Source organism: Tenacibaculum retecalamus (assembly GCF_027941755.1).
Classification (GTDB): Bacteria; Bacteroidota; Bacteroidia; order Flavobacteriales; family Flavobacteriaceae; genus Polaribacter; species Polaribacter haliotis_B.
The window spans coordinates 2,283,902-2,296,138 of the sequence record NZ_CP115916.1 but is presented as its reverse complement, the minus strand read 5'-3'; the positions used below and the strand labels follow the sequence as shown (position 1 = coordinate 2,296,138).

The 12,237-nt window shown below is 30.1% G+C and carries 11 protein-coding genes; 10 read left to right on the top strand and 1 reads right to left on the bottom strand.

Annotation, left to right across the window (positions count from 1 at the left end; translation table 11 throughout):
• Window positions 1-13 precede the first annotated feature (13 nt).
• The 10 genes from asnB to rfbB all read left to right on the top strand — a co-directional run bounded on the left by asnB (window position 14) and on the right by rfbB (window position 10,340).
• Complete coding sequence (gene asnB, locus PG912_RS10845) at window positions 14-1,954, top strand: asparagine synthase (glutamine-hydrolyzing) (RefSeq protein ID WP_275687545.1); 1,941 nt, start codon at window positions 14-16, stop codon at window positions 1,952-1,954.
• Between the two features lie 9 nt (window positions 1,955-1,963).
• Window positions 1,964-3,058, top strand: a complete 1,095-nt coding sequence (locus PG912_RS10840; protein ID WP_275687544.1) for a glycosyltransferase — start codon at window positions 1,964-1,966, stop codon at window positions 3,056-3,058.
• Window positions 3,051-4,187 (top strand): glycosyltransferase family 4 protein, encoded by a 1,137-nt coding sequence (locus tag PG912_RS10835; protein WP_275687543.1) that lies wholly within the window; start codon window positions 3,051-3,053, stop codon window positions 4,185-4,187. Before PG912_RS10840 ends, PG912_RS10835 begins: the two co-directional genes overlap by 8 nt.
• A 4-nt stretch (window positions 4,188-4,191) precedes the next feature.
• Window positions 4,192-4,797 carry a sugar transferase gene (locus tag PG912_RS10830; protein ID WP_275687542.1) on the top strand — a complete coding sequence of 202 codons (606 nt, stop codon included), beginning with the start codon at window positions 4,192-4,194 and terminating at the stop codon, window positions 4,795-4,797.
• A gap of 10 nt (window positions 4,798-4,807) precedes the next feature.
• A complete protein-coding gene (locus PG912_RS10825; RefSeq protein ID WP_275687541.1) occupies window positions 4,808-5,455 on the top strand; it encodes an acetyltransferase in 648 nt (215 codons plus the stop codon).
• Between the two features lie 5 nt (window positions 5,456-5,460).
• The gene (locus PG912_RS10820; RefSeq protein ID WP_275687540.1) at window positions 5,461-6,597 is read left to right on the top strand and encodes an aminotransferase class I/II-fold pyridoxal phosphate-dependent enzyme; all 1,137 of its coding nucleotides are present in this window, start codon (window positions 5,461-5,463) and stop codon (window positions 6,595-6,597) included.
• Between the two features lie 75 nt (window positions 6,598-6,672).
• A complete protein-coding gene (gene rfbA, locus PG912_RS10815; protein WP_275687539.1) occupies window positions 6,673-7,548 on the top strand; it encodes a glucose-1-phosphate thymidylyltransferase RfbA in 876 nt (291 codons plus the stop codon).
• A 320-nt stretch (window positions 7,549-7,868) separates the two neighbouring features.
• On the top strand, window positions 7,869-8,423 hold the full coding sequence (gene rfbC, locus PG912_RS10810) for a dTDP-4-dehydrorhamnose 3,5-epimerase (protein WP_260586857.1): 555 nt from the start codon (window positions 7,869-7,871) through the stop codon (window positions 8,421-8,423).
• A 2-nt stretch (window positions 8,424-8,425) separates the two neighbouring features.
• Complete coding sequence (rfbD, locus tag PG912_RS10805) at window positions 8,426-9,292, top strand: dTDP-4-dehydrorhamnose reductase (RefSeq protein ID WP_275687538.1); 867 nt, start codon at window positions 8,426-8,428, stop codon at window positions 9,290-9,292.
• A 1-nt stretch (window position 9,293) separates the two neighbouring features.
• The gene (gene rfbB, locus PG912_RS10800) at window positions 9,294-10,340 is read left to right on the top strand and encodes a dTDP-glucose 4,6-dehydratase (protein ID WP_260586854.1); all 1,047 of its coding nucleotides are present in this window, start codon (window positions 9,294-9,296) and stop codon (window positions 10,338-10,340) included.
• A 51-nt stretch (window positions 10,341-10,391) separates the two neighbouring features.
• Here the strand turns inward: rfbB and PG912_RS10795 are convergent, their stop codons facing one another.
• On the bottom strand, window positions 10,392-12,236 hold the full coding sequence (locus PG912_RS10795; protein WP_275687537.1) for an amino acid ABC transporter substrate-binding protein: 1,845 nt from the start codon (window positions 12,234-12,236) through the stop codon (window positions 10,392-10,394).
• Window position 12,237: the final 1 nt, after the last annotated feature.

Here is a 12,237-nt window from a genome sequence, read left to right as displayed (position 1 = left end):
AAAGTAAAAAATTATGTGTGGAATTACTGGGTTTATTTCAAGTAATATAATTAATTATACAGATGTTTTAAATATTATGATTTCTAAAATGAATCATAGAGGATCAGATAGTAATGGTATATATTATAATGAAAATTTTAAAGTAGGTTTAGGGCATGCAAGATTATCTATAGTAGATTTGTCTGAAACAGGTCACCAACCTATGATTTCACCATCAAATAGGTATAAAATTGTTTTTAATGGAGAGGTTTATAACCATTTATCAATTAGAAATAAACTAAATAAAGAGTTTAGAATTGATTGGAAAGGTACATCAGACACAGAAACGATATTAATAGCTATAGAAAAGTGGGGGCTAGATGTTGCTATTGATCAATTGGTAGGTATGTTTGCAATAGCTTTAATAGATGAAAAGAAAGGTAAATTGTCTCTAGTTAGAGATAGAATGGGTGAAAAACCTCTTTATTATGGATGGGTAAATAATAACTTTGTTTTTGCGTCAGATATAAAATCAATTAGTTCTGTACCACTTTTTTCTAATAGAATAAACAGAAATTCTTTAGCACTTTTTCTAAAACACAGTTCGATTCCAGAACCATACTCAATTTATGAAAATGTATTTAAGTTAGAGGCAGGACATATATTGACTATAAATATAAGTACTAAAAATATTTCAAAAAAAGAATACTGGTCTACTACAAGAATAGCAAATAAAAATTCAGAACCTAAGTATAAAGGCTCTCCAGAAGAAGCGGTTTTTAAATTAGATGAATTATTAACTAAATCTGTAGGAGAACAAATGCAAGCAGATGTGCCACTAGGAGCATTTTTATCTGGAGGTGTAGATTCAAGTGCCATAGTTGCATTAATGCAAAAACAATCAAAAAAAAAAATAAATACATTTTCTATAGGTTTTGAACAAAAGGAATATAATGAAGCAGAATATGCTAAACAGGTAGCAGATCATATTGGAACAAATCATCACGACATGTATATGTCTAATAAAGACGTGTTAGATATTGTACCTAAAATGCCTCAAATTTATACAGAACCTTTTTCTGAAGCCTCACTACTGCCAACCTTTTTAGTGTCTAAAATAGCAAAAGAAAAAGTAACTGTTAGTTTAACAGGAGATGCTGGTGATGAATTATTTTGTGGTTATGACAGATATAGGTTAGCAAATAAATCATGGAACAAATCTGCTAAAATTCCTTATTTTATAAGAAAAGGAATTTCAACAGGAATAACAAATACACCTAAAGGAGTATTAGGAGCATGTTTATTCCCTTTTAAAGGGAAAAAGAGCAGAACAGGAAAAGAAATTAATTTAGTTGATAAGGTTTTAAAAATGAGCCCTCTGTTAGGTTTTAAAAATAGAGAGGAGTTTTATCATTTAGGTTTTATGTCTCATAACTTACAATCAACAGATTGGGTTTTAAATAGCGAAAATGTGCCTACTACTTTTAATAAAGGATCTTTAAAAGTAGATTCTTATTTAGCAGAAATGATGGCTACAGATTTAATTACTTATTTGCCTAATAATAATTTAACAAAAGTAGATAGGGCTGCAATGGCTAACTCTTTAGAAACAAGGGTGCCTATGTTAGATCATAGAATTGTTGAGTTTGCCATGTCTTTACCTCTAAACTTTAAAATTAGAGAAGGGGTTGATAAGTGGGTGTTAAGAGAAGTTTTATATAAATATGTGCCAAAAAAGTTAATTGAAAGACCAAAAATGGGTTTTGCAGTTCCTTTAGCTGAATGGTTAAGAGGCGCTTTAAAAGATTGGTGTGAAAATTTAATAAACGAAAAAAGACTTAAAGAGGAAGGTTTCTTTAATGTAAAAATAGTTAGGAATAAATGGAAAGAACATTTATCTAAAAAGAGAAACTGGGAAAATCAATTATGGGATGTCATAGTTTTTCAGGCTTGGTTAGATGAACAAAAAAAATAATAGATACAGATGAAAATTTTAAGGGTAATTAATTCCTTGTACATAGGCGGTGCAGAAAGATCTGTAGCTGGAAATGTGCCTTATCATATTAAAAATGGATTTGCTGTAGATGTTTTGTTATTAAATGGAGCTAAAACATTTTTTTTAGAAGAATTAATAAATAATAATGTAAATATAAAAAAATTAGGAGAAGGAAATAATATATATAATCCATTCATTACCTTAAAAATTTGCAAGCTGCTTCGAAGGTATGATGTTGTTCATGTAAGTCTTTTTCCTGCATTATATTGGGTAGGTATAGCTAAAATAATAACAAGGTCAAAAACTAAGTTAATTTATACAGAGCATAGTACTTATAACAAAAGAAGAGACAATTTTTTATTAAAAATTACTGACAGAATAATTTATAAGCAGTATGACGAAATTGTAGCAATAACACCAGAAACTAAGAAAAATCTTTTAGATCATTTAAAAGGAAAACATAGTGTTTGTGTAATTTATAATGGAGTTGATATAAGCAAAGTAAAGAAAGAAGCGAAGGAAGAACTTTCACAGGATATTAAAACAAGAATTAAAGGGAAAAAGATAATAGTACAAGTTGCTGGTTTTAGAGTCTCTAAAGATCAAGATACGGTGATAAAAACTATTGCGGTTTTACCTGATAACTTTCATGTTCTTTTTGTTGGAGATGGAGAACGAATACAAACATGTAAGAACTTAACAAAAAAGTTAGGAGTTGAAGAAAAAGTTAGTTTTTTAGGAATGAAGAAAAACATAGGTGCTATTTTAAAAAAGTCAGATATAGTTGTTATATCTAGTCATTGGGAAGGCTTTGGTAGAGCAGCTATTGAAGGTATGGCTGTTAGAAAACCTGTTATAGGTACTAATGTTTCTGGTTTAGCTGAAGTTTTAAGTAAAGCAGGATTGTTATTTGAAGTAGGGGATGTAAAAGAGCTTACTAAGTTAATTTTAGAATTAACTGAAGATCAAGAGTTTTATACTAAAATAGCAGATAAGTGTTTTAAAAGAGCTGAAGATTTCGATATAAAAAAGATGGTTTCGTCATATGAAAAAGTATACTCAAAGCTACTGAAAAATGAATAAACCAAAGTTAGTAAGAATCACTACAGTTCCAATGTCTTTAGATAAATTGATTGAAGGGCAGATGGCTTTCATGAAAAAATATTTTAAAGTTACTGCAATTAGCTCTGGTAGAGAAGAATTAAAAAAAATAGGTAAAAAGGAAGATGTTGATACCTTTTATATTAAACTTACAAGAAAAATAACTCCATTTAAAGATTTAAAAGCAACCTATTTTCTTTACAAGTTTTTAAAAAAAGAAAAACCACAAATAGTACATACACATACACCAAAAGCAGGTATTGTTGGTATGCTAGCATCTTATTTAGCAAGAGTGCCAAATAGATTACACACTGTAGCAGGTTTACCTCTTTTAGAAGCAAGAGGGGGAAAAAGAAAGGTGCTAAATTTTGTAGAAAAATTAACATATAAATGTGCAACCAAAGTTTATCCTAATTCTTACGGATTACAAGAAATTATTTTAAAAAATAAATTTACCATCACCAATAAACTTAAAGTGATTGCTAATGGAAGTTCTAATGGAATAAACACAACACATTTTAACCCCAGTTTGTTTCTGAAAGAAGATAATGCCAAATTAAAGAAACAGTTAGGTATTAAAAAAGATGATTTTGTATTTATCTTTGTAGGACGTATTGTTGGAGATAAAGGAATTAATGAACTAGTAGAAGCTTTTAATAAACTGTCAAAAGAAAAAGAATCTGTAAAACTACTGTTAGTAGAGCCATTTGAAGATGAATTAGATCCATTAAAGAGTAGTACAAGAGGAGCAATAAATAATAACAAGCAAATTATTTCTGTTGGTTTTATGAATGATGTTCGTCCTTTTTTTGCAATAGCAAATGCTTTGGTATTTCCAAGTTATAGAGAAGGTTTTCCAAATGTAGTAATGCAGGCCGGTGCAATGGGCTTACCAAGTATAGTTTCAAACATAAATGGATGTAATGAAATTATTGAAGAAAATAAAAACGGATTTATTATACCAGTAAAAAATAAAGAGGCTGTATACGATGCTATGAAAAAAATAGTATTAAATACTAATATGAAAGAAAACGCAAGAACAATGATAAGCGAACGTTACGAACAAAAAGTTGTTTGGGAAGCTTTATTGACTGAATATAAACTATTATAATACAATGTATAAATATTTTATTAAAAGAATATCTGATGTGTTATTAAGTATAATTGGTCTTATATTATTGAGTCCAGTATTTATTGTTGTTCTAATTTTACTGATGATAAATAATAACGGGAAACCTTTTTTCTTCCAACAAAGACCAGGTAAAAAAGAAAAAATATTTAAGGTCATTAAGTTTAAAACTATGAACGATAAAAAAGACGTTGAAGGGAACTTATTGTCAGATGAACTTAGGTTAACAAAACTTGGTAATTTTGTTCGTAAAACATCATTAGACGAGATACCTCAATTATTAAATGTGTTAAAAGGGGATATGAGTTTAATAGGTCCCAGACCACTTTTAGTAGAATATTTACCTCGTTATAATGAAGAGCAGAAAAGAAGACATGGTGTAAAACCTGGAATTACAGGTTTAGCTCAAGTTAATGGAAGAAACGCTATTAGTTGGAAGAGAAAATTTGAATATGATATAGATTATGTAGACAATTTGAGTTTCTTTTTAGATGTAAAAATATTTTTTAAAACTTTTTTAAAAATATTTAAATCAGAAGGAATCTCTCAAGAAGGGCAAGCCACAATGGAAGCTTTTTATGGAAACAATTAATAAAAGAATTATGAAGAATATTGCAATTTTTGGAGGAGGAGGATTTGGTAGAGAAGTAAAAACAATTTTAGATAAAATTAATGAGAGTTCACCAAATACCTTTGAGTTTATTGGTTTTTATGATGATGGTTTAAAGAAAGGTAATCTTATTAATGGATATCCTGTATTGGGAGGAGTAAAGGAATTAAATGATTACGATCAGGGAGAGTTAGCTTTGGTAATTTCAATTGGCGACCCTGTAGTTAAAGCTTTAATTGTTAATCAAATAAAAAACACAAGCATTGTTTATCCTAGTATCATAGATCCAGGTGCTTCCATATCAAAAGATGATGTAGAAATAGGTAAAGGTTCTATAATTTGCGGAGGAACAATTATTACATGTAATATTAAGATTGGAGATTTTGTTATTTTAAATTTAATGTGCTCAGTAGGACACGATACAATAATTAAAGATTATTGTGCATTTATGCCTTCTGTTAATATTTCAGGAGAAGTAGAAATAGAAGAAGGGGTATATGTTGGTACAGGAACAAAAATTATCAATCAGTTAATAATTGGGAAAAATACAATTGTTGGTGCTGGAGCAGTTGTTGCTAAATCGTTACCAGAAAATTGCACAGCTGTAGGAATCCCTGCAAAACCAATTAAATTCCATTAATAGTTATGAAATCAAAAATATGGCTTTCTTCACCGCACATGGGAGGAAATGAAATGAAGTATGTGCAAGAAGCATATGATACGAATTGGATAGCTCCACTAGGACCAAATGTAGTTGGTTTTGAAAAAGATTTAGAATCGTATTTAGGTAAAAATTCAAAAGTTGCTTGTTTAGCATCAGGTACTTCAGCCTTACATTTAGCATTAATTTTATCTGCTGTAGAGTATGGGGATGACGTTATTTGCCAGAGTATGACTTTTTCAGCATCAGCAAATCCTATTAAATACCAAGGAGCAAATCCTGTTTTTATAGATAGTGAAAAAGATACCTGGAATATGTGTCCTGTGGCTTTAGAGGAAGCAATAAAAAAAGGAATTTCAGAAAATAAAAAACCAAAAGCTATTATTGTTGTTCATTTATACGGTATGTCTGCTAAAATGGATGAAATTGTAGCTGTTTCTAATAAATACGATATTGTATTAATTGAAGATGCAGCAGAAGCTTTGGGATCTACTTACAAAGATCAAAAATGCGGAACCTTTGGTGATTTTGGAATATTATCATTTAATGGAAATAAAATTATAACCACTTCTGGAGGTGGCGCTTTAGTTTGTAAAAACGAAGAGGACAAACAGAAAGCTATTTTCTTAGCAACACAAGCACGTGATAACGCACCGCATTATCAACACTCACAAGTTGGTTACAACTATCGTATGAGTAATATTGTTGCAGGAATTGGTCGTGGTCAAATGGAAGTGCTAGATAAACATATTGGTTTAAGAAGAGCCAATAATCAATTTTATCAAAATTTATTTCAAAGCATTAATGGAATAACAGTATTTACTGAATCTACTAAAAACTATTTCTCTAACCATTGGTTAAGTGCTATCGTTATTGATAAAACAAAAACTGGTTTTAGTACTGAAGATTTTCGTTTAGCTTTAGAAAAAGATAATATTGAATCTCGCCCACTATGGAAACCAATGCATTTACAGCCTGTTTTTAAAGGTTGTGAATATTATGGAGAAACAATATCCGAAGATTTGTTTAAAAACGGTTTATGTTTACCTAGTGGTTCAAATTTAACGAACGAAGACAGAGAACGAATTAAACAATCGGTTTATAACTTAATAAAAAAATAAAACAAAGCTCAGGTAATTTCTGAGCTTTATATTTCTGATTTTTTAAAAATCAGGAATACTTTATATATTTACCTTATGAAAGGAATTATACTAGCTGGCGGATCTGGAACACGATTGTACCCCATAACAAAAGGAGTCTCAAAACAACTACTTCCTGTTTATGATAAACCGATGATTTATTATCCGTTGTCGGTATTGATGTTGGCAGGTATTAAAGAAATTCTAATTATTTCTACCCCTGAAGATTTACCGAATTTTGAGAAGTTGTTAGGGGATGGGACAGACTTAGGTATACAATTAAATTATGCTGAACAACCTTCGCCAGATGGATTAGCGCAAGCGTTTATTATAGGTGAAGAATTTATAGGGAATGATGATGTTTGTTTAATTTTAGGCGATAATATTTTTTATGGTCACGGATTACCAGAAATGTTACAGTTGGCAAAAGAGGCTGTTACAAATGCTAAAAAAGCAACTGTTTTTGGGTATTACGTAAAAGATGCAGAACGTTACGGCGTGGTAGATTTTGATGATAAGGGTAATGCTTTGTCGATCATAGAAAAACCAGCACATCCGAAGTCGAACTATGCGGTGGTAGGTTTGTATTTTTATCCGAACAATGTTATTGATATCGCTAAAAAAGTACAGCTATCAGAAAGAGGAGAGTTGGAAATTACTTCGGTGAATCAACATTATTTAGAAAATGACGCGCTAAAAGTTCAGCTTATGGGACGTGGTTTTGCTTGGCTAGATACCGGTACACACGATTCCTTATTAGAAGCCAGTCAGTTTATTGAAACTATAGAAAAACGCCAAGGATTAAAGGTAGCTTGTTTAGAAGAAATTGCTTTATATATGGACTATATTACTAAGGCACAGGTAAGGAAGCTAGCTGAACCATTGCGTAAGAATGGTTACGGACAATATTTATTGAACCTAGTAAAAGAGTAATAACATATTCGTTTAAATTCATAACTCAATAGTGTAGTAGAGTCATTCTAAATTTATTTCAGCATCGCATCCAAGATCTAATTGTAGTAATGCGAACCTGAAACAAGCTCAGGTTGACGTGAAGTACGGTATTGTTAAAACAATGACAGGTTGCATTTATTTGAGCAATGCATCATCAAAAAACCTCATTCTTGCAAAGGCAGGAATCTGATCAATTTCAATACTAAGTTTACTTTAGCGTTGAGCTCTTTTTCATTTTTAAAAGAAACCTGTACTCCATTTATTATTAGTAAATTTGATTCGTTATTAAAATAATTCTAATGATTTTTACCAAAACTGAAATTCAAGACATTGTAACTATTGAGCCTCGAGTTTTTAAAGATGAAAGAGGTTATTTTCTAGAATCATTCAATCAGCAACAATTTAATGAGAATATTAAAATCACCACTTTTGTACAAGACAATGAATCCATGTCTACAAGAGGTGTTTTAAGAGGCCTGCATTTTCAAAAACCACCATTTGCTCAGGCAAAATTAGTGCGTTGTATTAAGGGTAGGATTATGGATGTTGCTGTTGATATAAGAATTGGCTCACCGAATTATGGAAAGCACGTAGCTATTGAGTTATCAGAAGAAAATAAGAAACAGTTATTTATACCTAGAGGTTTTGCGCACGGTTTCGTAGTGTTGTCAGCAACTGCAATTTTTGCTTATAAAGTAGATAATAAGTATGCTCCAGAACATGATTGTGGAATAAAATGGGACGATCAAGAATTAAATATTGATTGGAAAATTGAATCAGCAGAAATACATTTATCAGATAAAGATACCAAGTTGGAGTATTTAAAAGATTTTAAAAGTCCATTTAAATATTAATCATGAACATATTAGTTACAGGAGCAAATGGTCAATTAGGTTCAGAAATTAGAGAATTGTCCTCTAATTATCCTCAACTTTACTTTTTTTTCGAAGGCTCAAAAAGTTTAGATATAAGTAATTTTGATGATGTAAATGAATACATTCAATCAAATAAAATAACAGCGATTATTAATAGTGCTGCATACACAGCTGTAGATACTGCCGAAAAAGAAATAAAAAAAGCAACACAAATTAATGTTACTGGAGTTTTTAATTTAGGTAAAGCAATTGAACAAAACGGAGGAAAACTGATTCATATTTCTACTGATTACGTTTTTAGTGGAGAAAGTTTTATTCCTTACACCGAAAATAATGAGGTTAATCCAGAAGGGGTTTATGGAAAAACGAAATTGGCAGGAGAAGAAGCCTTATTAAATTTATCTATTGAAGCGATAATAATAAGAACATCTTGGTTGTATTCTAGTTATGGTAATAATTTTGTTAAAACAATGCTTCGTTTAGGAAAGGAAAAAGAGAATTTAAATGTTGTTTTTGATCAAATAGGAACACCTACATATGCAAAAAATTTGGCTAAGACCTGTATAGATGTACTTGTAAAAGAAGAAAAAATTGATAAAAAAAATAAGATTTATCATTATTCTAATGAAGGAGTAGCATCGTGGTATGATTTTGCAAAAGCAATTATGACAATGTCTAAAACAGATTGTAATGTTCACCCAATAACAACAAAGGAATATCCAACAACGGTAAAAAGACCCCAATATTCTGTGATGAATAAATCAAGAATTAAGAAGGACTTTAATGTTGAAATTCCATATTGGAGAGATTCTTTAAAAGAATGTATTAACGAATTACAAAAAGGATAAAATGAAAAGCATACTAATAACAGGAGGTGCTGGTTTTATAGGTTCTCATGTAGTGCGGTTATTTGTTAATAATTATCCGAATTATAATATTATTAATTTAGATAAATTAACATATGCTGGTAACTTAGAGAATTTAAAAGATCTTGATGGGAAACCTAATTATACGTTTGTAAGGGCTGATATTTGTGACCATAACTTAATGGAAGAAATATTTATAAAATACAACATAGATAGTGTTATTCATTTAGCAGCAGAATCTCATGTAGATAGATCTATAAAAGATCCTTTTTCTTTTGCGCAAACAAATGTAATGGGAACTTTAAGTTTGTTACAAGCAGCCAAAAATACCTGGAAGGGAAATTATAAGGATAAAATGTTTTATCACGTTTCTACAGATGAGGTATATGGAAGTTTAGGTGATGAAGGTTTTTTTACAGAAACCACAGCTTACGACCCTCATTCTCCATACGCAGCTTCAAAAGCGTCTTCAGATCATTTTGTAAGAACTTTTTATGATACTTATGGTTTGCCAATTGTAATTTCTAATTGTTCTAATAACTATGGATCGTTTCAATTTCCAGAAAAATTAATTCCGTTATTTATAAATAATATCTGTAATAATAAGCCTTTACCTGTATACGGAAAAGGGGAAAACGTGAGAGATTGGTTGTTTGTAAATGATCATGCGCGCGCTATAGATGTAATTTTTCACAAAGGAAAACTAGGAGATACATATAATATAGGAGGATTTAATGAATGGAAAAATATAGATTTAATAAAAGTATTAATTAAAACTGTTGACGCTTATTTAGGTAGAGATGCTGGAGCTTCTGAAAAGCTGTTAACTTTCGTAGCTGATAGAGCGGGTCATGATTTTAGGTACGCAATTGATTCTTCTAAATTAAAGAATGAATTAGGTTGGCAACCATCATTGCAGTTTGAAGAAGGGATAGAAAAAACAGTAAAATGGTATTTAGAAAACCAAGAATGGGTAGATAATGTTACAAGTGGAGATTATCAAAAGTATTATGAAGAAATGTATAAATAATTAAAAAAGGTACGTCACTAAAATTAGGTTAATGACATACCATTTTTGTTTTTATTTAAGTCTAGTTAAACTTAAATCTTTATTATATTTAATGATAAAGAGTCCTTTGTTACTTGTTGTACCAAAAGCTCTTTTACGATAATCAAATTTATTTTCTAATCGAAGTGATACTCCTTCTTTAAAAGTATTCATTAAATTTTTACCAGAAGCCAATCGCATTAAAACATCATAAGTAATATCAAAACCTTTAATAGCATAGCTAGAAGGAGTGGTATTGTTTTTTGCGTAATACTTTTGGTTAAATACTTTTGCTTCATTAGAAGTGTTGTCTTCAAAAGAACTAGAAACGTAAGTAAAATCTACGCTTGCTAACTTATTGTTGTCTATTTTATCGTAAGAGTCTCTCTTTTCAATAGCAAAAACCTGAACAGTTACTTCATCAGGAACACCAATCATACTATTTAAAACATCTGCAATTGTTACATTGTCGTTAGAAGTAATGATAACCCAATTATGCCTTTTAGCGGTCATTTTATCTGTAAATAACTTTCGTTTTATGTATCCTTTTTCAGGTTTTAAAACATGAATATTTTTAATAGAATCGTGTCTTTTTAATTGATTAACAATTTTAACGATTTTATTATTAGATGGTATTTTACCATCACCTACAACAAATATTTGTTCACCTTTATAATTGTCTTTTAAATGAGAAATTAAATAATCGGTATAATTATTTTTATCAGGAGCTGATTTAATAAGTTTTTTTGCTGAAAATTCATGTTGGTTATTCGAGAAATGAGGAAACACAACAGGTGCATTAATTTTTTTAGCAACTATTTCAGCTTTATCAGAATAAAATGGGCCAATAACAACATCTGTATTATTCAGTTTATCTTCTGCTAAAATTGTAGTAATGTTATTGCCTCTGTTTCCGGTATCAAAAATAGTTGGATTCACGTGTACGCCTTGTTTTCTTATTGAATCGATAGCTATTTCAGCACCAGTGTAAAAATCGAGAACCATGTTTGCTAATGGAGCAGAACTGTTTTTGTCTTTACTAAAAATATATTTAGAAGAAATTGTTTTATATTCTTCAGCTTTAAAGGGAAGTAGAATAGCTAAATTAATAGCGACATCTTCTTGAATACTGTCTTTGTAAAAAAGAAAGTTTTCATTCGGATTCACCTCTTCAATTGGTTTTATTTTTAATAACTGGTTAATTGATAATTCATTGTTTACAATTCCAGGGTATTCTGGATTTAAACGAATTAAATCATCTTTCGAAATGTTATAAAAACGAGTTAAACTATACACTGTTTCTTTACTTTTAACGGTGTGTGTTAAAAAGCTTTTTAAAACCTCTTTTCTATCAATTGTTATTGTTTTTTCAATTGACTTAACTTTTAATACTTGACCGATACTTAAAATATTGCGTTCGATTCCTGGGAATTCAGGATTCCATTTAATTAAATCATCTTTAGTAATCTCATATTGCTTAGTAATTCGATAAACAGTTTCTCCTGCTTTTACAGTATGATTTTCGTATTCATATATTGTTTGTTGAAAAACATCTGAAGCGTTTTCTTCTCCAGATGTTTCGTTGCTATCTTCTAAATTTTCATTTTCAGTATCATTAACAACAGTATCTATTACTTTTGTTGATTTTTCTTTGTTTAATTCAGGGTTTGGAATAACAATTACGGTATTAGCATCTGGCCGTCTATCAACATCAGGATTTAAACGTAATAAATCCTTTGTTTTCATATTAAGACGACTAGCAATATCGCGCATTGTTTCACCTTCTTGAGTTTTGTAGGACACATACCTTTTCTGTTGACCACAAGAAACGGCAAATGTTAAAATACAAACTAAGAGTAAAAACTGTAACTTTTTCATT

Bases quoted from the DNA above. Each gene is read 5' to 3' on its own strand.
- asnB (WP_275687545.1), top strand. From the start codon at position 14: ATGTGTGGAATTACTGGGTTTATTTCAAGTAATATAATTAATTATACA.
- PG912_RS10840 (WP_275687544.1), top strand. From the start codon at position 1,964: ATGAAAATTTTAAGGGTAATTAATTCCTTGTACATAGGCGGTGCAGAA.
- PG912_RS10835 (WP_275687543.1), top strand. From the start codon at position 3,051: ATGAATAAACCAAAGTTAGTAAGAATCACTACAGTTCCAATGTCTTTA.
- PG912_RS10830 (WP_275687542.1), top strand. From the start codon at position 4,192: ATGTATAAATATTTTATTAAAAGAATATCTGATGTGTTATTAAGTATA.
- PG912_RS10825 (WP_275687541.1), top strand. From the start codon at position 4,808: ATGAAGAATATTGCAATTTTTGGAGGAGGAGGATTTGGTAGAGAAGTA.
- PG912_RS10820 (WP_275687540.1), top strand. From the start codon at position 5,461: ATGAAATCAAAAATATGGCTTTCTTCACCGCACATGGGAGGAAATGAA.
- rfbA (WP_275687539.1), top strand. From the start codon at position 6,673: ATGAAAGGAATTATACTAGCTGGCGGATCTGGAACACGATTGTACCCC.
- rfbC (WP_260586857.1), top strand. From the start codon at position 7,869: ATGATTTTTACCAAAACTGAAATTCAAGACATTGTAACTATTGAGCCT.
- rfbD (WP_275687538.1), top strand. From the start codon at position 8,426: ATGAACATATTAGTTACAGGAGCAAATGGTCAATTAGGTTCAGAAATT.
- rfbB (WP_260586854.1), top strand. From the start codon at position 9,294: ATGAAAAGCATACTAATAACAGGAGGTGCTGGTTTTATAGGTTCTCAT.
- PG912_RS10795 (WP_275687537.1), bottom strand. From the start codon at position 12,236: ATGAAAAAGTTACAGTTTTTACTCTTAGTTTGTATTTTAACATTTGCC.